Genomic DNA, 18,554 nt, shown 5'->3' with positions numbered 1-18,554 from the left:
AGTCGATCAAGCGCGCCGTGCCCAGCCCGGCCAGCGCGCCGGCGGGCGGCTCGCCGGGCATCACCGGCGGCTGAGGCGCGAGCGCGACACAGACTCCATGCGCCTGCGCTTGCTTCTTCGCGCCGCCGCACGGTGGGCGGCCGCGGGGCTCGGCCTCGCGCTGGCCACTGCATCGGCGCAGACGCCGGGCGCGGACGCCTTGATGGCGCTGCAGCTCGAAGGCCTGGCGGTGACGCTGATGCGTGCCGGCCAGCCGCGCGAGGCGGCGCCGCCGGCACGCCAGGCGGCCGAGATGCGCGCACGCGCGCAGCCGGCCGATCCGCTGCTGCAGGCGCGGGCGCTGGCCACGCTGGGCGAGATCGAGCGCGACCTCGACCAGTTCGATGCAGCACGCAGCGCGCTCGAACGATCACTGGCGCTGCGCAGCGCCGCGCTGCCGCCGACCCACCGCCTGCTGGCCGACTCGCACCACAAGCTCGGCGTGCTGGAGATGTCGCTTGGCCGCCCGGATCTCGCCGCAGCTCACTTCGGCCGGGCCGTCGAGGGGCTGCGTGCGAGCGGTGACAGCGTCGAGCTGGTCGCCACGCTCGGCGACCTGAGCGCCGCGCTGATCGCCGAGGGGCAACTGGCTGCTGCCGAGCAGCGGCTGGCCGAGGCGATGCAGCGGCTGCCGCGCCTGCGTCCGCATGAGTCCGAGGCGCTGCGTGGCGAACTGCTGCTGCGCGAGGCCGAACTGGCGCAGCGCCTGGGCGATGGCGTGCGCGCCGATGCGCAGCTCGCCAAGGCATTGGCCTTGCGCCGAGAGGCGCCGGCGGCGCACCCGCTCGACCTCGCGGCGACGCTCGCCGCAGCCGCCGACGGCCATCTCGCGGCCGGCCGCTATGCGCAGGCGATGGCAACGCAGCGCGAGTCCGCCGCGCTGTTCCAGCAGGTGCGCGGGCCGCAGCACACCGACATCGCACGCGGCGAGCAGGCGATGGGTGAGATCCTGCGCGCCGCCGGCGACCTCGACGCCGCTGCGCAGCGGCTGCAGCATGCACTGGCGCTGCGCCGCGCGCTGCTGCCGCCCGACCACCCGGACATTGCGCGCAGCATCGGATCGCTCGGGCTGGCGGCGCTCGAATCGGGGCGCATCGACGAGGCGCTGGCGCAGTTCGACGCCGCCCTGGCGATCTGGCGCAGCCGCCCCGGCTGGCGCTACGAACGCGCCGCGACGCTGCACAACCGCGCCGCCGCGCTGCTCGAATCAGGCCGCCACGCCGATGCCGAGCAGGCCTTCGTGCAGGCGCTGGCCGAGTGGCGCGTCGCCGCTGCCGCACCGCGCTACCTGGCGGTCAGCCTGGCCCAGCGCGCACAGGCGCTCGACGGCCTGCGCCGCCACGACGAGGCGCGGCCGCTGCACGAGGAAGCGCTGGCGCTGCTGCTCGGCCGCGGCGACGCGCCGCTCGAGCTGGCGCTGGCGCTGGACCGCTATGCCGAACACCATGCCGCGCGCGGCGACAAGGCGCAGGCGATCTACTTCGGCAAGGAGGCGGTCAACCAGCTGCAGCGCCTGGGCGCCGCCTGGCGCGGTGCAGGTGCGTCCTTGCAGCGCAGCTTCCTGCGTCAGCGCCAGGACGCCTACCAGCGCCTGGCCGCGCGGCTGATCGAGGCCGGCCGCTTCGCCGAGGCCGAGCAGGTGCTGGCCATGCTGAAGCAGTCCGAGCTGCGCGAGATCCTGCGCAGCGGCGACTCGTCGGGTCGTGTCGACTTCACCGGTGGCGAGGCCGCGCTGGCGCGCGACCGTGCCGAGATCGACGGCGCCGTGGCCGAGTACGTCGAGCTCGACGCGCTGCTGCGCAAGGCCGCGCGCCAGGACCTCGACGCCACCGAGCGAGCCCGCCGCGCCGAGCTGCAGTCGCGCATGCAGCGCTGGCGCGAGGCCTTCATGCGCTGGACGCAGAAGGTGCGCGACGCGCTGTCGCGCAGCCGCGAGGCACCGCAGGCCGAGACGGCCGCCGCGCTGCCGGCGCGCGCCTCCGAACTGCAGTTCGCGCTGCAGGCGGATCCGGGCTCGGTGGCGGTGCACTACGTGGTCACCGACGACGCGCTGGCGGTGCTGTTCGTCACGCCCGACGGCGAGTTCGGCACGCTGGTCGACGTCTCGCGCGCCGAACTGAACCAGCGCATCGCCGAGTTGCGCAACGCGATCCGCGACCGCGGCAACGTGCTGCCGGCCGCGCAGGCGCTGCACCGCTGGCTGATCGCGCCGATCGAGCCGCAGTTGCAGCGCACCGGCGCGACCACGCTGGTGCTGTCACTGACCGGCAGCCTGCGCTACCTGCCCTTCGCCGCGCTGCACGATGGCCAGCGCTACCTGGTCGAGCGCATCCCGCTGGTCGTCTGGGCGCAGGCGGGCCAGGCCGGCGGGGCGCCGAAGCGCGACGACTGGCAGGTCGCGGCGATGGGTGCGAGCCGCGGCGGCGCCGGCTTCACGGCGCTGCCCGGCGTGCCGCTGGAACTCGACAGCATCGTGCGCGACGCCAGCGGTGCGAAGGGCGTGCTGCCCGGGCGCATCCTGCTCGACCAGGCATTCGACCGTGAGGCGCTGTACGACGCACTCGCCCGCTACAACGTCGCGCACATTGCCAGCCACTTCGAGTTCCGCCCCGGCGACGAGAGCCGCTCGGTGCTGCTGCTCGGCGACGGGCAGACCATGTCGCTCGGCCAGCTCGCCGTGCTGCCCTTCCGCAACGTGCAGCTGCTCGCGCTGTCGGCCTGCAACACCGCCACCGGCGGCGGCGTCAACGAGCATGGGCTCGAAGTCGAAGGGCTCGCCGCCGTGGTGCAGCGCCGCGGTGCGCGCAGCGTGCTGGCCAGCCTGTGGGCGGTGTCGGACGCGAGCACCGCGCGGCTGATGACCGGCTTCTACCGCGACCATCCGCAAGGCCTGGCGCGCGCGCTGCAGCAGGCGCAGCTGGCGATGCTGCGCGGTGGGGCGCCGGCAGGCACGTCGGGCAGCGAGGCCGATGCGGACCGCGGCGTGCGTCGGCCTGCCGGTGCGCCGCCGGCCGCGGCCAGCGGCTGGGCGCACCCCTACCACTGGGCCTCGTTCGTGCTCTCCGGGCAGTGGCGCTGAGCGCCTGTCGAGCGCTTCATGCGCCTGCATTCAAGATCAAGGAGCAGGCGGATCAGCAACATCCGCTCGCGCCCTATGCAGAAGTTCGACGTCTGCTCTCTGGGTTGCGGTCGGCGCGGCAAAGGCGCGTGCGGACAGGCTTACGCGCTTCGCTTCGGCGGTCGGCCCGGTGGGCCGACTTCCTTGCGCTGCTCGGGCTCGCGGCAGGCCGCCCAACTCGCTGCGCTCACTTCGTTCGCTTCGCTCAGACAGCCGGCGGCAAGTCAGTCTACGACGCGCGCTGCCGCGCGCCTGCCGCAAGCCCTGCGCTGCTCAGCGCCTCAGAGGCGCGCTCCAGCCTGTCCGCACGCGCCTTTGCTGAACCATCTGTGGCCTGCCGCGATGCTCAAAGGAGGCACGAAAGCAGACGTCCGCAGACTTCAGCAAAGGGCCGCGAACCGCCGGGCCGCTCGGATGCTGTCCTGGGTCTTCGAACCCGGATGGGGATCAGTCGACCTTCGCGCCGCTGCGCTTCACCACGCCTTCGTACTTCGCCAACTCGGCCTTGACGAAGGCGCCGAACTGCTCCGGGGTGGTCGGCATCGGCTCGGCCATCAGCGAGGCCAGGCGTGCCTTCAGCTCGGGCGAGGCGAGCGCCTCGACGAAGGCCTTGTTGAGCTTGCCGGTCACCTCGGGCGGCAGCTTCGCCGGGCCGAACAGGCCGAACCAGGTGTGGATGTCGAAGCCCGCCAGCGCGCCGCCGCTCTCGGCGATGGTCGGAAGTTCGGGCACGGCGGGCGAACGCTTCGTGGTGGTGACGGCGAGTGCACGCAGCTTGCCAGCCTTGACGTTGGCCGAGGCCGAGGCGAGGTTGTCGAAGTTCAGGTCGACCTGCCCCGACAGCAGCGCGAGCTGCGCCGGGTTGCCCCCACCGTAGGGGATGTGGACCATGAACACGCCGGCCTGCGCCTTGAACATCTCGCCGGCCAGGTGCCCGGCGCTGCCATTGCCGCCCGAGCCGTAGTTCAGCTTGCCGGGGTTCTTCTTCGCGAAGGCGACCAGGTCGGCGACGCTCTTCACGCCGAATCGGTCGGCTGCCTCCGGGTTCATCACCAGTACGTTGGGCACCTGCGCCACGCCGGTGATGGGCGTGAAGTCGCGCAGCGCGTCGTAGGGGATCTTCGAGAACAGCCAGGGGTTGATGGCATGCGTGGCCACTGCACCCATGACGAGCGTCGTGCCATCGGGCGCGGCCTTGGCGGCCAGGTCGGCGCCGAGATTGCCGCCGGCACCCGGCTTGTTGTCGACGATCACCGTGCCCAGGCTGTCCTTGACCTTGTCGGCCAGCGCCCGCGCGACGATGTCCAGCGGCCCGCCGGGCGGGTAGGGCACGATCAGGCGGATCGGCTTGGGCGATTGGGCAAATGCCGGCGCAGCGAACGCTGCGAGTGCGAGGGTCAGGAGTTCACGCCGCTGGGCCATGCTTGTCTGCTTCCGAAGTGAAACTGTCTGCGTAGAACTCGTCGGCGGGCAGGCCGCAACGAGCGACGAAGTCGCGCTGCGCCGAGTCGACCATGATCGGCGCGCCGCAGGCATAGACCTGGTGGCCGGAGAGGTCGGGCAGGTCGGCCATCACCGCCTGATGGACGAGGCCGGTGCGGCCGCTCCAGCCGTCCTCCGGCTTCGGCTCCGACAACACCGGCACGTAGCGCAGGTTCGGCAGCCGCGCCGCGGCCTGCTGGGCCCACTCGTGCAGGTACAGGTCGGCCTTGCTGCGGCAGCCCCAGTAGAGCACCGTCGGCCGCGTGATGCCCTTGAACTCGATGTGCTCGATGATCGCCTTGACTGGCGCGAAGCCGGTGCCGCTGGCCAGCAGCACGATCGGCTTGTCGCCGTCCTCGCGCAGGAAGAAGCTGCCGAACGGGCCTTCCAGGCGCAGGATCTCCTTCTCCTTCATCGCGCCGAAGACATGGTCGGTGAACTGGCCGCCGGGCATGTGGCGGATGTGCAGCTCGATCGCCGGCTTGTCGGTCTGCGTGTGCGGTGCGCTGGCCATCGAGTAGCTGCGCCGCGCACCGTCGCGCAGGATGAACTCGACGTACTGTCCGGCGTGGTAGCGCAGCGGGTCGTTGGCCGGCAGTTGCATGGTCAGCACCATCACGTCGGGCGCCGGGCGCGACATCGCCATCACGCGCGAGGGCATCTTGCGCACCGGGAACTCGCCGGCGCCGGGCACGGTGCGGGCCTCGATGACCACGTCGGTCTGCGGTGCGGCGCAGCAGGTCAGCGTGAAGCCCGTGGCCTCGTCGTCGGCCGACAGCGCCTTGGCCTGGTGTGCGCCGTGGATCACCCGGCCCTCGAGCAGCCGGCACTTGCAGGAGCCGCATGCGCCGTCCTTGCAGCCGTAGGGCAGGCCGATGCCCTGACGGATGGCGGCGTGGAGGATGGGCTCGTCGCGTTCGACGCTGAAAGTGCGCCCGCTGGGCTGCACGGTGACGGTGAAGGGCATGACGCGGGTCTTAGACTGGCACGGAAGCAGAGCCTCGAATTGTGCCCCCTTGCACCATGACCCCTCATGACCCTTGCCTGTGACTCCCCCGCGCGACGCAAGCACCCGACGCTGTTGATCGTCGGCTGTGGCGATGTCGGCCTGCGCGTCGCGCGGCTGCTGCGCGGCCGCTGGCGGCTGATCGCCATCACCTCCAGCCCGACGCGCTGCGCCGAACTGCGCGCCGCCGGCATCGTGCCGCTGGTGGCGAACCTCGATGACCCGGCGACGCTGCAGCGCGCCGCCGGCCTGGCCGATGCGGTGCTGCACCTCGCGCCGCCGCCGCCGCAAGGCAGTACCGATCCGCGCACGGCGAACCTTCTGCGCGCGCTGGCGCGGCGCGGCGGCGTGCAGCGCATCGTCTACGGCAGCACCACCGGCGTCTACGGTGACTGCGGCGGTGCACGCTTCGACGAGACCCGCGCCGTCGCGCCGGCGACCGATCGCGCCCGGCGGCGCGTCGATGCCGAGGCGCGGCTGCGCTGGCACGGGAGGGCGAGCGGCGCGCGCGTGAGCATCCTGCGCATTCCCGGCATCTACGCCGGCGACCGGCCCGGCGGCCACCCGCGCGAGCGGCTCGCGCGCGGCACGGCCGTGCTCGCGGCCGAAGACGACGTCTTCACCAACCACATCCATGCCGACGATCTGGCGCGCGCCTGCGTCGCTGCACTGCACCGCGGCCTGCCGCAGCGCATCGTGCACGCCAGCGACGACACCGACCTGAAGATGGGCGACTACTTCGACCTCGCCGCCGACCTGTGCGGCGTGCCACGGCCGCCGCGCATCACGCGCGAGCAGGCGACGGTGCAGCTCTCGCCGATGCTGCTGAGTTTCATGAGCGAGTCACGCCGGCTCGACAACACACGACTGAAGCGCGAGCTGAGGCTGAGGCTGCGCTATCCGACAGTGGACAGCGGGCTGCTGGCGTAGCGCGGTCTCAGCCTCAGATGCCCTGCGGCCGGCGCAGGGTCTTCATGCGGTCCACCGCATGCACGGTCAGCGTCTGAAGTTCGCCATCGCGGCGGATGGTCAGCACCACGTCGCGCTCGGCGTCGTTGCGCCACAGCGTCTTCCACAGCGTCTCGAGCGCGCCGACCTCGGCGTCGTCGATGCGCAGGATGCGGTCGCCCGGCTGCAGGCCGGCGGCGTCGGCGGGGCTGTCGCGCGTCACGCGCAGCACGCGCACCTCGCCGTCGCTCTCGCTGCAGTTCAGGCCCAGCCAGGCGCGTGTGCTCAGCCGCGAGGCGCCTCGCGCGCGCATCTCGGCGAGGATGGGCTTGAGCAGGTCGACCGGCACGAACATGTTGCCCGGCAGCCGGCCCACGCCGGGGCCCAGTGCATCGCTGACGACCAGCGATCCGATGCCCAGCAGTTCGCCGTCGAGGTTGAACAGCCCGGCGCCGCTGTGGTCGCTGCGTGGTGGCACGGTGAACAGCGCGGTGTCGATGTGGTACTCCCAGTAGCCCGAGAAGGCGCGCTGCGACACCAGCCGCGCGAGACTCAGCTCGCCGTCGGCACCGCCGCTGGCGATCAGCAGCGGCTCGTCGGTGGCCAGCGCGGCCGAGCGGCCGAGACCGACCGGCGCGACGCGCAGCGGCGCCAGCGCCTGCAGCAGGCCGAAGCCCGAGGCCACGTCGTAGGCGACCACGCGAGCCGGCACGCGGCGCTCGCCCTCGACGATCAGGTCGACGCGCTCGGCTTCGAGTATCAGGTAGCCGATGGTCAGCACCAGACCGTCATCTCCGATGACGACACCGGAGCCGCGCCGCAAGGCGCCGAGCGTGGCGATCGAGCCGGCATCGTCGACGGCTTCGCTGAGCACGCCGACCACCGCGGCCTGGGCGCGTTCGAGCAGCTCCGCGCGGGCGTCGAACTCGCTGCGCGCGCCCTGGGCGAGCGCACTGCCCGCGGCCAGCCCGGCGAGAAGGGCGAACAGGAGGCGACGCAGGAAGGATCGGGCCATGGCAACCTCCGACAGGACAGCTCGGAGCCACAGCATGAACCCTCCCGCCAACCGCGCCAAGCCGAGGGGCTTTGCGCTGGCGGTCCGCCGGCGTGTCAGCGCCGGCCGAAGGGCGCCTGGCCGCGCCAGTAGCGGATCATCAGGAAGCCGCCGAGCATGCCGCCGAGGTGGGCGAAGTGGGCGACGCCGGACTGCGTGCCGGTCACGCCGAACAGCAGTTCGAGGCCGCCGAACACCGCGACGAACACCTTGGCCTTCATCGGGATCGGCGGAAACAGCGGCATGATGATGCGGTTCGGGAACATCATGCCGAAGGCCATCAGCAGGCCGAACAGCGCACCCGAGGCGCCCACGGTCGGTGCACCGCCGGCGATCAGGCCGACCAGCAGCTGCGTCAGCGCCGCGGTCAGGATGCAGGCGAAGTAGAACTGCAGGTAGCGCTTGCCGCCCCAGATGCGCTCGAGCTCGGCGCCGAACATCCACAGGCCCAGCATGTTGAAGAACAGGTGGCCGATGCTGCCGTGCAGGAAGCCGTAGCTGAGCAGCTGCCAGGGCATGAAGCGGCCGCTGTCTACCGGCCACAGCGCAAACAGCGCCGTCAACACGCCACCGAACAGGACGTCGACGGCGAACAGCGCGACGTTGATGAGCAGCAGCGCTTGGGTGATCGGCGGCAGGGCGGGCATGGTGCGTGGGTGCTGGTGCCGGAGACCGGAATCGAACCGGTACGAGGTTGCCCTCGGCAGATTTTGAGTCTGCTGCGTCTACCGATTTCGCCACTCCGGCAGGTGCGGGCGCTGGGTAGGCCTTGGAGGGGGCGGATTATGTCATGCAGCCTGCGCGGGCCCGGGCGCCCTGCCACAATAACCAGCAGGAGGAAGGATGAGTTCGAACGCCCCCCGCTATTCCACGCTGGAAGACGTGATCGGCAACACGCCGCTGGTGCGCCTGGTGCGCCTGCCTGGCGCCGACAACGAACAGCGCGGCAACGTGATCCTCGGCAAGCTCGAGGGCAACAACCCGGCCGGCTCGGTGAAGGACCGCCCGGCGATCAGCATGATCCGGCGCGCCGAGGAGCGCGGCGAGATCAAGCCGGGGGACACGCTGATCGAGGCCACCTCGGGCAACACCGGCATCGCGCTGGCGATGGCCGCGGCGATGCGCGGCTACCGCATGCTGCTGATCATGCCGGAGGACCTGTCGATCGAACGCGCGCAGACCATGAAGGCCTTCGGCGCCGAGCTGATCCTGACGCCGCGCTCGGGTGGCATGGAGTACGCGCGAGACCTCGCCGAGCAGATGCACAAGGACGGCAAGGGCCGCGTGCTCGACCAGTTTGCCAACGCCGACAACCCGAGGATCCACTACGAGACCACCGGCCCGGAGATCTGGCGTGACACGGCCGGGCGCATCACGCACTTCGTCAGCGCGATGGGCACGACGGGCAGCATCACCGGCACCTCGCGCTTCCTGAAGGAGCAGAACAAGGCGGTGCGCGTGATCGGCGCGCAGCCCAGCGAAGGCTCGCGCATCCCCGGCATCCGCAAATGGCCGCAGGAGTACCTGCCGAAGATCTACGACCCCGCCTGGGTCGACGAGACGGTGTCGGTCAGCCAGGCCGATGCGGAAGAGATGGCGCGGCGCCTGGCGCGCGAGGAAGGCCTGTTCGCCGGCATCTCGGCGGCCGGCGCCTGCTGGGTGGCGCTGCAGATCGCGAAGCAGGTGGAGAACGCGACCATCGTCTTCATCGTCTGCGACCGCGGCGACCGCTACCTGTCGACCGGGGTGTTCCCTGCATGAACGGGGAACTGAAGTTCTGCCCGCAGTGCGCCACGCCGCTGCAGTGGCTGGCGCGTGAGGAAGACGGCGGGCCGAAGCAGCGCCTGCGCTGCCCGGCCTGCGAGTGGACACACTGGAACAACCCGACGCCGGTGCTGGCCGCGGTGATCGAGATGGCCGACCGCGACGGGCAGGTGCTGCTGGCGCGCAATGCCGCCTGGACCGGCCGCATGTTCGCGCTGATCACCGGCTTCATGGAAGCCGGCGAATCGCCGCAGGAGGGCATCGCGCGCGAGGTGAAGGAGGAGACCTCGGTCGAGGTCGATGCCGTGAACCTGATCGGCGTCTACGACTTCCAGCGCATGAACCAGGTCATCATCGCCTACCACGTGGTCGGGCACGGGGAGATCGTGCTGTCGCCCGAACTCGCCGAGTACAAGCTGTTCGCGCCGCAGGATCTGCGTTGCTGGCCGGCCGGCACCGGCTATGCGCTGGCCGACTGGCTGCGCTCGCGCGGCCATGCCCCGCAGTTCATCGAGTGGCCGCCTCGCTCGTAGAATGCCGTGACATCCGGAGACAACCGCCCCATGGACGCCCAGAAAGAGATCGACACCCGCGGCCTGAACTGCCCGCTGCCCATCCTCAAGGCCAAGAAGGCCCTGGCGGACATGAAGAGCGGCGACGTGCTGAAGGTGGTGGCCACCGACCCGGGCTCGGTGCGCGACTTCCAGGCCTTCGCACGCCAGACCGGCAACGAACTGGTCGAGCAGTCGTCGGCCAACGACGAGTTCATCCACTTCCTGCGCCGCCGCTGATCCGGCAGCGCCCTCACTCAGAGCTCCAGCGACTTCAGGAAGCTGCGGAAGCCCGGGCCGAGTTGCGGGTGAGCGAGCGCCAGCTCGACGTTGGCTTCCAGAAAGCCTTCCTTGCTGCCGCAGTCGTAGCGACGCCCGTCGTAGCGGTAGGCAAACACCTTCTCGCGGCGCAGCAGGCCGGCGATGCCGTCGGTGAGCTGGATCTCGCCGCCGACGCCGCGCGGCTGATTGGCGATCTCGTGGAACACCCCCGGCGTGAGGATGTAGCGGCCGGCCACTCCAAGCCGTGACGGCGCGGCTTCCGGCGCCGGCTTTTCGACGATGCGCTGGATGTCGACCATGCGATCGTTGACCGGGTTGCCGGCGACGATGCCATAGCGCCGCGTGTGTTCGGCGGGTACCTCCTGCACGGCGAGGATCGAGGCGCGCCACTCGTCGAACTGCTCGGTCATCTGCTGCAGCACCGGCTTCTCGCCGATCATCAGGTCGTCGGCCAGCAGCACCGCGAAGGGGTCGTTGCCGACCAGCCGCTGGGCGCACAGCACTGCGTGCCCGAGGCCCAGCGCCTGCGGTTGCCGCACGTAGATGCACTCCATGTCGTCGGGCTTGACGCTGCGCACCACGTCGAGCAGGTCCTGCTTGCCCGCCTGTTCGAGGGCTACCTCCAGCTCGAAGGTCATGTCAAAGTGGTCTTCGATGGGGCGTTTGTGCCGGCCGGTCACGAAGATCATCTCGCGCACGCCGGCGGCGTAGGCCTCCTCGACGGCGTACTGGATCAGCGGCTTGTCGACCACCGGCAGCATTTCCTTCGGCTGGGCCTTGGTGGCCGGGAGGAAGCGGGTGCCGAGGCCGGCCACGGGGAAGATCGCCTTGGTGACTTTCATTTACTTACAATGAGCAGATGGTGCCTCATTCTTGCATGGGCACCTTGACGGACGCGGTTCCCGGACACACACGAATCCATGGATCTCCTGGTCGTTGAACCGCTCGAGAGCGAAGTGATGCAGTGGCTCGAGTCGCGCCATGCGGTGCGCTTTGCGCCGGAGCTGGCGCGCGAGCCGCGGGCGCTGCGGCAGGCCCTGTACAACGTGCGCGCGGTCATCGTGCCGCCGAGCTGCGCGATCGATGCGCAGGCGCTGCACTACGCACCGCTGCTGCGCGCGGTCGGCCGCGTCAGCGCGGGTGCCGAAAACATCGACCTCGATGCCTGCGCACGCTCCGGCGTCGAGGTGGTGCGCAGCCTGACGGCCAGTGCGCAGGCCGAGGCCGAGTTCATGATCGGCGCGCTGCTGTCGATGCTGCGCCGCGTGCCGGTGGTCGGCAGCGACGGCATGCTGGTCGGCCGTGAGCTCGGTGCAGCGACCGTCGGCCTGGTCGGTATGCCGCCGGCAGCGCGCTCGATGTCGCAGCTGCTCGGCGCCTTCGGCTCCAGGGTGGTCGGCTACGACCCCTCGCTGCACGCCAGCGACAGCGTGTGGGAACGCTGGCGCGTGCGGCCGATGGGCTTGCGCGAGCTGCTCGAGGTGTGCGATGCCGTGTGCGTGCAGCTGACCTACTTCAGCCGCTACCAGGGCCTGCTCGGCGATCGCTTCCTGCCCTTCAGCAAACCCAACCAGGTGATCGTCAGCACCGCGCACTCGGCGCTGTTCGACGAGAAGGCGCTTGCCGACGTGCTGGCCAGCGGCCGCGTTGCGGCGGCGTGGTTCGACAGCATGGAGCCCGGTGCGCTCGACAGCGGCCGGCCGCTGGCGGGCATCAGCACCTTGCAGATCACGCCGCGCGTGGCCAGCACGACGCGCGAGTCGCGCCTGCGCAGCGCCTGGGCGGTGGCGCGGCGCATCGACGAACTGCTCGCCAGCGCGCCTCAGCCGCAGCGCGACTTCAGGCCGACGGACCCAAGCGTCCCAGCTGATCTCGCAGACGGTCCCGTGTCGACGTGAAGTCGGCGATGCGCTGACGCTCCTGCGCCACCACGGCCGCCGGGGCGCGCGCGACGAAGCCCTCGTTGGCCAGCTTCGCACTCGCCTTGGCGATCTCACCTTCCAGGCGCGCGATCTCCTTGGCCAGGCGTTCGCGCTCGGCCGCGACGTCGATCTCGACGTGCAGTGCCAGGCGCGACTCGCCGCGCACCACCACCGGCAGGGCCTGCGTGGCCTGCGCGAAAGCGGTGTCGTCGTCGAACACCTGCACGTCGGCCAGCTTGGCCAGCGCGGTGAGCACCGGCGCGGCTTCGCGCAGGAATGCGTTGTCGCCGCAGGCGAGCAGCGGCACGCGCTGGCCCGGCGGCAGGCTCATCTCGCTGCGCAGCGCGCGGCAGGCACCTGCCAGGTCCTTCAGCCTGGCGGCCCAGGCGTCGGCTGCGGGATCGACCTTGTCGAGCTGTGCCTGCGGGTAGGGCGCCGAGACGATGCCCTGCGGCACATGGCGGCCCGCGACCGGTGCCACCTTCTCCCACAGCTCCGCAGTGATGAAGGGCGTGATCGGGTGCAGCAGGCGCAGCACCGTCTCGAGCACGCGGATCAGCGTGCGCCGGGTGGCGCGCTGCTGCGCTTCGGTGCCGCCAGCGATCTGCACCTTGGCGATCTCGATGTACCAGTCGCAGTACTCGTCCCACACGAAGGTGTAGATGGCGCCCGCGACGTTGTCGAGCCGGTAGTCGGCGAAGCCCTGCGCGACCGCGGCCTCGACACGCTGCAGTTCGCCGGTGATCCAGCGGTCGGCCTGCGAGAAGCTCAGGTAGCCGTGCAACGGTTGCCCCGGTGCGCACTCGGCCTGGGTGTGCTCCTTCAGCCCGCAGTCCTGCCCCTCGCAGTTCATCAGCACGAACTTGGTGGCGTTCCAGAGCTTGTTGCAGAAGTTGCGGTAGCCCTCGCAGCGCTTGCTGTCGAAGTTGATGTTGCGGCCCAGGCTGGCCAGCGAGGCGAAGGTGAAGCGCAGCGCGTCGGCGCCGAAGGCCGGGATGCCGTCGGGGAATTCCTTCTCGGTGTCCTTGCGCACACGCGGCGCGGTCTCGGGCCGGCGCAGCCCGGTGGTGCGCTTGTCGAGCAGCGGCGGCAGTGCGATGCCGTCGATCAGGTCGACCGGATCGAGCACGTTGCCCTCGCTCTTGCTCATCTTGCGGCCCTGCGCATCGCGCACCAGGCCGTGGATGTAGACGTGGCGGAACGGCACCTGCCCGGTGAAGTGAACCGTCATCATGATCATCCGGGCGACCCAGAAGAAGATGATGTCGAAGCCGGTGACCAGCACCGACGAGGGCAGGAACAGGTCCTGCTCGACGGTCTTGGCTGGCCAGCCCAGCGTGGAGAAGGGCACCAGCGCCGACGAGTACCAGGTGTCGAGCACGTCGGGGTCGCGCTGCAGCGGCCCGGCGTAGCCGTCGGCGGTGGCCTTGGCGCGTGCGTCTTCTTCGCTGCGCGCCACGTAGACCTGCCCGTCGATGCCGTACCAGGCCGGGATCTGGTGGCCCCACCAGAGCTGGCGCGAGATGCACCAGTCCTGGATGTTGTTCATCCACTGGTTGTAGGTGTTGACCCACTGCTCGGGCACGAACTTCACCGAGCCGTTGTCGACCACCTCGATCGCCTGCTGCGCGATCGACTTGCCGTTGGCGCCCGGCTTGGTGGTGGCGACGAACCACTGGTCGGTCAGCATCGGCTCCACGACCTGCCCGGTGCGCGCGCAGCGCGGCACCATCAGCTTGTGCTTCCTGACCTCGACGAGCAGGCCTTGCGCTTCCAGGTCCGCAACGACCTTCTTGCGCGCGACGAAGCGATCGAGCCCGCGGTAAGGTGCCGGCGCGTTGTCGTTGACCTTGGCGTCCAGCGACAGCATGCCGATGATCGGCAGCCCGTGCCGCTGGCCGACCGCATAGTCGTTGGCATCGTGCGCCGGCGTGACCTTGACGACGCCGGTGCCGAACTCGCGGTCGACGTAGGCGTCGGCGATCACCGGGATGTCGCGGTCGCACAGCGGTAGCCGCACGGTCTTGCCGATCAGCGCGGCGTAGCGCTCGTCTTCGGGGTGCACCATGACTGCCACGTCGCCGAGCATGGTCTCCGGCCGCGTGGTGGCCACCACCAGTGCGCCCGAGCCGTCGCTGAGCGGGTAGGAGATGTGCCACAGCGAACCGTCTTCCTCCTCGCTCTCAACCTCGAGGTCGGAGACGGCCGACATCAGCACCGGATCCCAGTTGACCAGCCGCTTGCCGCGGTAGATCAGGCCTTCCTCGTACAGCTTCACGAAGGTGTCGGTGACGACGGTCGAGAGCTTCTCGTCCATCGTGAAGTACTCGTGATCCCAGCTCACGCTGTCGCCCATGCGGCGCATCTGCCGCGTGATGGTCGCGCCCGAGCTGTGCTTCCAGTCCCACACATGCTTCAGGAAGGCGTCGCGGCCGAGGTCGTGGCGGCTGATGCCGGCTTCCTGCAATTGGCGCTCGACGACGATCTGCGTGGCGATGCCGGCGTGGTCCGTTCCCGGCACCCACAGCGTGTTGTAGCCGCGCATGCGGTGGTAGCGCGTCAACGAGTCCATGATGGTCTGGTTGAACGCGTGGCCCATGTGCAGCGTGCCGGTCACGTTCGGCGGCGGCAGCTGGATGGAAAACGACGGCTTGCTCGTATCCAGCGTGGGGCGGTAGGCGCCGCTCTTCTCCCACAGCGGCCCCCAATGGGCCTCGATGGCGGCGGGCTCGAAGGACTTGGCGAGTTCGGTCATGGCGCAGGCGAACACGGCAGGTGGCCGTGAAACAGAGTGCAAGGCGGGGAGGGTCGGATTGTAGGTGTTGGGGCTGCGCTGCTATGGTGCGGCGCACGGAGGGCGAGGATGTCGTCAGGAACGCGCAGTGGTGGGTTCGGCAGGGTGCCGACGTGGCCCGCAGCGCTGCTGCTGGCTGCGCTGGTGGCGGGTTGCGGAGGCAGCGGTGGCGGCGACGGGCCGCAGGGCAGCGCGCAGTGCGATCTCGACAGCCAGAAGACCTGGCTGCGTGGCTACATGCGTGACTGGTACTACTGGAGCGGCAGTGCGCCGAACCCGGAGCCGGCCGGCTTTGCCACGCTGGCGGACTATTTCGGCGCCCTGAAGTACGCCAGCTACCCGGGCTACGGCATTGAGCCCTGGAGCTACTACCAGGACACGGCCAGCTACAACCAGTTCTTTGCCGAGGGCCGCACGCTCGGCTACGGCCTGTTCGTCAACGGCAGCGAGCGCCAGCTGCCGCTGAAGGTCCGCATGACCGAGCCGCTCTCGCCCGCCGCGACGGCCGGCCTGCTGCGCGGCGACACGATCGTCTCGGTCAACGGCGTGGCCGCGGCCGACCTGATCGCTGGCAACTTTGCCGTGCTCAACCCCGCGCGCGCCGGCGACCGCATCACCGTGGTGGCCGACACCGCCACCGGCCGGCGCAGCGTCGTGCTGACGGCGATCGAGTACGAACTCACGCCAGTGCCGGCGGCACGCGTGCTCGACATCGGCGATGGCCGCCGCGCCGGCTACCTGGTGCTGAAGGACTTCATCACCCAGGCCGAGACGCCGCTGGCCGGCGCGCTGGCCGATTTCCGCGCGGCGGGGGCGAGCGAGCTGATCCTCGACCTGCGCTACAACGGCGGCGGCCGCATCTCGACGGCCAACCAGCTTGCGTCGCAGATCGTCGGCGCGCTGCACCAGGGCAAGGTCTTCGCCACGCTGCGCTACAACGCCGCGCACCAGGGCAGCAACCGTGACTTCACGCTCACCACGGCGCCGGCGCCGGCCTTCGCGCGCGTGGTCGTGCTGACCGGGCCGCGCAGCTGCTCGGCCACCGAACTGCTGGTCAACGGCCTCGCGCCGTATGCGCAGGTGGTCACCGTCGGCGACACCAGCTGCGGCAAGCCCTACGGCTTCAACCCGCAGGCTTCGTGCGACAACACCTTCAGCGTGGTCAACTTCCGCGCCGTCAATGCAAGCGGCGAGGCCGACTACGACACCGGCATCGCCCCCGACTGCGCGCAGGCCGACGATTTCGAACGTGCCTTCGGCGATCCGGCGGAGACACTCACCGCCACGGCGCTGGGTTATCTGCGCAGCGGCAGCTGCCCGGCGGCGGCTTCGGGGCGGGCCGGCGCACTGGCGGCCCCGGCCCCCCGGGCGCGCAGCGGTCTGGTCGAACCCGGCGAGCGGCGCGGCATGAGCGCCGATTGAGTCCGCCAGCGGACAGACAGACACATACAGACATGTTGCGGCACAGCGCCGCAACAGCCTGCCGCGACGATGCGGCGATGAACAGCCCACTGCACGTCCACGTCGTCGATGCCGACCGCGCCAGCCGCGACGGCCTCGTCCGCTACTTCGAGAGCCAGGGCCTGACCGCCACGCCGATGGAGTCGGCCGGCGAACTGCTGCGCCGACTGCACCGCAACCGGCCGGACATCGTCGTGATGGACGGCGGCCTGGCGGCGCCGGGCGGCCCGAGCGGCCTGCAGGCCTGCCGGCAACTGCGCAACGAAGGCGACCGCGTGCCGCTGATCCTGCTGAGCGCGCGCAACGAGGAGGTCGACCGCGTGCTCGCGCTGGAGATGGGCGCCGACGACGTGCTCGGCAAGCCCTGCGCGATGCGCGAACTGCTGGCCCGCGTGCAGGCGGTGCTGCGCCGCGCGATCGTGCCGCCGGGGCTGCCGATGCTGACGATGGCGCCGGTGGCGATCGGCGCGCAGCAGTTCGACATGGCCTCGCGCTGCCTGCTGCGTGGCGACCATGTCCACGTGCTCAGCACCGTCGAGTACGCGGTGCTGGCCGAACTGGTGGCCAACCCGGGCGTGGCGATCTCGCGCGAGCGCTTGCTCGCCGCCTCGCACAGCCGCGCCGAAGGCCTGCTGCTGCGGGCGATCGACGTGGCCATCATGCGGCTGCGCAAGCGGGTCGAGCCCGACCCGGCGCAGCCGCGCTACCTGCAGACCATCCGCGGGCACGGCTACATGTTCGTGCCCGCGGCACCGCCGCCGGAGTCGGCGGCGGCCGCGGCTCAGCGGTCGCGGCGCAGCACGCCCTGGGGCGTGGCGGCGTCGCCGAGCATGAACAGCGTGTAGACCTTGCCGGCCTGCAGGGTCACGTCCTCGGCGAGGAACAGCGGGCCCGTCACCGTCGGCGTCGTCGCCTCCAGGCGTGCCGTCGTGCTCGCCGCGATGGCTGCGGGCGCCGACGAAGTGCGCCTCGCCACGTCGCTGGCCACGGCGCTGAAGTCCGCGGTCAGCGTGATCGGGCTGGCCAGGCCGCCGACGCCGTGGATCAGGCGGATCTTGGCGTTCGTCGACGTGAGCGCCGGCCGGTTGTCGTCGGCGAACAGCGTCGCCGTGCCGGTGGCGCCGTTGCTGGTGACCAGCAGCGTGTTGTCCGAACCCGCAGCCAGCGTGGTCGCCGAGGTGGTCAGCGCCGTGCCGTCGAGCGTGGCGCTCAGCGTCAGCGCGCCGGCCGGCACCAGCGTGTAGGCGCCCACCGCCGGCGAGGTCAGCCCGGCGGACAGCGTCACGCCATTGGCGGTCGCGGCGGCAGAACCGTTGGCCTCCGCGCCGGCCACCAGGCGCAGGCGCGCGGACGGGTTCTTGCGCGCCGTCACGTCGCCCTTCTGGTCGATCGTCAGGCCATGCACCAGCACGCCACCCGGCGTGGACGTCAGCACCAGCGTCGTGATCTGCTGGTCGTCCAGCACCACCGAGGGCAGATCCAGGCGCAGGTCGGTCTTGTCGCCGTTGCCGGTGATGCGAACGCGGTAGGTGCCTTCGCTGATCTCGTTGTAGCCGCTGACGCGTTCCGCGCCCAGCCCGGAGACGGTCGCGCTGCTGTCGGCCAGTGTCGCGGTCGGTGTGGTGACATAGACGTCGAGCGCGCCGGCCTCGATCGAGGTGTTGAGCACGCGCAGCTTGGCCGTCCCTGCGGTCGGAGCCACTTCGTTGTCGGTCAGGAACACCGTTTTCAGCGTCTCGTTGGTGTTGTAGGCCACCAGCGTGTGCGCCGTGCCGTCCAGCACGGTGCGGTCGCCGCTGCTGGAGACCGTGCTCGAGCCGCTGCGGCGCAGCTTGAAGGTGTAGGTGCCCGAGCCGAGGGTGACGTAGTCGCCGGCGCTGTCGAGCGCGATGTCGTCGCTCAGCGAGGTGTCGGACGAATAGAGGTCGAGCGAGGCGTAACCATTGGCCGCGTTGACCAGGCGCACGGTGCCGTCGCCGTCGTCGTCGCCGCCGCCACCGCAGGCTTGAAGCAGCGGCACGATGGCGATCAGGGCCGCCATCCATCGGGTGAGTTTCACGGGCTATCCCTTCGAGGTGTCATGGGGCGGCCGGCACGCTGCCGGCCTCGCCCGCGCGATTCTAGGGGCGCGGG

Annotated in this window: 15 protein-coding genes and 1 tRNA gene; 8 read left to right on the top strand and 8 right to left on the bottom strand. The window is 70.7% G+C overall.

What is annotated here, in order from left to right:
• The coding region (locus tag AAG801_RS29595; protein ID WP_341891599.1) for a CHAT domain-containing protein at positions 1 to 3,118 on the top strand (3,118 nt) is incomplete at its 5' end.
• A 486-nt stretch (positions 3,119 to 3,604) separates the two neighbouring features.
• On the opposite strand, the gene AAG801_RS29590 is transcribed toward AAG801_RS29595, so the two are convergent.
• Positions 3,605 to 4,579, bottom strand: a complete 975-nt coding sequence (locus tag AAG801_RS29590) for a tripartite tricarboxylate transporter substrate binding protein (RefSeq protein WP_341891598.1) — start codon at positions 4,577 to 4,579, stop codon at positions 3,605 to 3,607.
• Positions 4,563 to 5,606, bottom strand: a complete 1,044-nt coding sequence (locus AAG801_RS29585; protein ID WP_341891597.1) for a CDP-6-deoxy-delta-3,4-glucoseen reductase — start codon at positions 5,604 to 5,606, stop codon at positions 4,563 to 4,565. Before AAG801_RS29585 ends, AAG801_RS29590 begins: the two co-directional genes overlap by 17 nt.
• Before the next feature lie 66 nt (positions 5,607 to 5,672).
• Between AAG801_RS29585 and AAG801_RS29580 the strand changes: the two genes are divergently transcribed.
• On the top strand, positions 5,673 to 6,575 hold the full coding sequence (locus tag AAG801_RS29580; protein WP_341891596.1) for an SDR family oxidoreductase: 903 nt from the start codon (positions 5,673 to 5,675) through the stop codon (positions 6,573 to 6,575).
• A gap of 13 nt (positions 6,576 to 6,588) precedes the next feature.
• On the opposite strand, the gene AAG801_RS29575 is transcribed toward AAG801_RS29580, so the two are convergent.
• From AAG801_RS29575 to AAG801_RS29565, 3 genes are all read right to left on the bottom strand, one after another.
• Positions 6,589 to 7,608, bottom strand: a complete 1,020-nt coding sequence (locus AAG801_RS29575; RefSeq protein ID WP_341891595.1) for a S1C family serine protease — start codon at positions 7,606 to 7,608, stop codon at positions 6,589 to 6,591.
• A 95-nt stretch (positions 7,609 to 7,703) separates the two neighbouring features.
• Positions 7,704 to 8,294 (bottom strand): rhomboid family intramembrane serine protease, encoded by a 591-nt coding sequence (locus tag AAG801_RS29570; protein WP_341891594.1) that lies wholly within the window; start codon positions 8,292 to 8,294, stop codon positions 7,704 to 7,706.
• Positions 8,295 to 8,307: 13 nt separating this feature from the next.
• Positions 8,308 to 8,394: transfer RNA gene (locus tag AAG801_RS29565), tRNA-Leu, on the bottom strand.
• Positions 8,395 to 8,490: 96 nt separating this feature from the next.
• On the opposite strand from AAG801_RS29565, the gene cysM reads away from it, so the two are divergent.
• The 3 genes from cysM to AAG801_RS29550 are packed head-to-tail and all read left to right on the top strand — an operon-like array spanning position 8,491 to position 10,202.
• Entirely contained in the window at positions 8,491 to 9,408 is a 918-nt protein-coding gene (cysM, locus tag AAG801_RS29560) for a cysteine synthase CysM (protein ID WP_341891593.1), read from the top strand.
• On the top strand, positions 9,405 to 9,944 hold the full coding sequence (locus AAG801_RS29555) for an NUDIX hydrolase (protein WP_341891592.1): 540 nt from the start codon (positions 9,405 to 9,407) through the stop codon (positions 9,942 to 9,944). Before cysM ends, AAG801_RS29555 begins: the two co-directional genes overlap by 4 nt.
• A gap of 30 nt (positions 9,945 to 9,974) precedes the next feature.
• A complete protein-coding gene (locus AAG801_RS29550) occupies positions 9,975 to 10,202 on the top strand; it encodes a sulfurtransferase TusA family protein (RefSeq protein WP_341891591.1) in 228 nt (75 codons plus the stop codon).
• A gap of 17 nt (positions 10,203 to 10,219) precedes the next feature.
• On the opposite strand, the gene galU is transcribed toward AAG801_RS29550, so the two are convergent.
• Positions 10,220 to 11,086: a UTP--glucose-1-phosphate uridylyltransferase GalU gene (gene galU / locus AAG801_RS29545; RefSeq protein WP_341891590.1), complete on the bottom strand. Its 867-nt coding sequence runs from the start codon at positions 11,084 to 11,086 to the stop codon at positions 10,220 to 10,222.
• A gap of 78 nt (positions 11,087 to 11,164) precedes the next feature.
• Between galU and AAG801_RS29540 the strand changes: the two genes are divergently transcribed.
• The gene (locus AAG801_RS29540; protein ID WP_341891589.1) at positions 11,165 to 12,142 is read left to right on the top strand and encodes an NAD(P)-dependent oxidoreductase; all 978 of its coding nucleotides are present in this window, start codon (positions 11,165 to 11,167) and stop codon (positions 12,140 to 12,142) included.
• Here the strand turns inward: AAG801_RS29540 and AAG801_RS29535 are convergent.
• The gene (locus AAG801_RS29535; RefSeq protein ID WP_341891588.1) at positions 12,084 to 14,921 is read right to left on the bottom strand and encodes a valine--tRNA ligase; all 2,838 of its coding nucleotides are present in this window, start codon (positions 14,919 to 14,921) and stop codon (positions 12,084 to 12,086) included. The two genes, AAG801_RS29540 and AAG801_RS29535, sit on opposite strands and share 59 nt — an antisense overlap.
• 108 nt (positions 14,922 to 15,029) lie before the next feature.
• Between AAG801_RS29535 and AAG801_RS29530 the strand changes: the two genes are divergently transcribed.
• On the top strand, positions 15,030 to 16,382 hold the full coding sequence (locus AAG801_RS29530) for a S41 family peptidase (protein ID WP_341891587.1): 1,353 nt from the start codon (positions 15,030 to 15,032) through the stop codon (positions 16,380 to 16,382).
• 77 nt (positions 16,383 to 16,459) lie between these two features.
• Complete coding sequence (locus AAG801_RS29525) at positions 16,460 to 17,266, top strand: response regulator (protein WP_341891586.1); 807 nt, start codon at positions 16,460 to 16,462, stop codon at positions 17,264 to 17,266.
• On the opposite strand, the gene AAG801_RS29520 is transcribed toward AAG801_RS29525, so the two are convergent.
• Positions 17,203 to 18,480 carry a DUF4397 domain-containing protein gene (locus AAG801_RS29520; RefSeq protein WP_341891585.1) on the bottom strand — a complete coding sequence of 426 codons (1,278 nt, stop codon included), beginning with the start codon at positions 18,478 to 18,480 and terminating at the stop codon, positions 17,203 to 17,205. The two genes, AAG801_RS29525 and AAG801_RS29520, sit on opposite strands and share 64 nt — an antisense overlap.
• Between the last annotated feature and the right edge of the window lie 74 nt (positions 18,481 to 18,554).

This window comes from Variovorax sp. YR752 (assembly GCF_943372545.1).
Note: the sequence above shows the minus strand (reverse complement) of the source record. Positions and strands in the feature narration are given on the sequence as shown.

Excerpts from the sequence above, each read along its gene's own strand:
- AAG801_RS29590 (WP_341891598.1), bottom strand. The coding sequence starts at position 4,579 with ATGGCCCAGCGGCGTGAACTCCTGACCCTCGCACTCGCAGCGTTCGCT.
- AAG801_RS29585 (WP_341891597.1), bottom strand. The coding sequence starts at position 5,606 with ATGCCCTTCACCGTCACCGTGCAGCCCAGCGGGCGCACTTTCAGCGTC.
- AAG801_RS29580 (WP_341891596.1), top strand. The coding sequence starts at position 5,673 with ATGACCCTTGCCTGTGACTCCCCCGCGCGACGCAAGCACCCGACGCTG.
- AAG801_RS29575 (WP_341891595.1), bottom strand. The coding sequence starts at position 7,608 with ATGGCCCGATCCTTCCTGCGTCGCCTCCTGTTCGCCCTTCTCGCCGGG.
- AAG801_RS29570 (WP_341891594.1), bottom strand. The coding sequence starts at position 8,294 with ATGCCCGCCCTGCCGCCGATCACCCAAGCGCTGCTGCTCATCAACGTC.
- cysM (WP_341891593.1), top strand. The coding sequence starts at position 8,491 with ATGAGTTCGAACGCCCCCCGCTATTCCACGCTGGAAGACGTGATCGGC.
- AAG801_RS29555 (WP_341891592.1), top strand. The coding sequence starts at position 9,405 with ATGAACGGGGAACTGAAGTTCTGCCCGCAGTGCGCCACGCCGCTGCAG.
- AAG801_RS29550 (WP_341891591.1), top strand. The coding sequence starts at position 9,975 with ATGGACGCCCAGAAAGAGATCGACACCCGCGGCCTGAACTGCCCGCTG.
- galU (WP_341891590.1), bottom strand. The coding sequence starts at position 11,086 with ATGAAAGTCACCAAGGCGATCTTCCCCGTGGCCGGCCTCGGCACCCGC.
- AAG801_RS29540 (WP_341891589.1), top strand. The coding sequence starts at position 11,165 with ATGGATCTCCTGGTCGTTGAACCGCTCGAGAGCGAAGTGATGCAGTGG.
- AAG801_RS29535 (WP_341891588.1), bottom strand. The coding sequence starts at position 14,921 with ATGACCGAACTCGCCAAGTCCTTCGAGCCCGCCGCCATCGAGGCCCAT.
- AAG801_RS29530 (WP_341891587.1), top strand. The coding sequence starts at position 15,030 with ATGTCGTCAGGAACGCGCAGTGGTGGGTTCGGCAGGGTGCCGACGTGG.
- AAG801_RS29525 (WP_341891586.1), top strand. The coding sequence starts at position 16,460 with ATGAACAGCCCACTGCACGTCCACGTCGTCGATGCCGACCGCGCCAGC.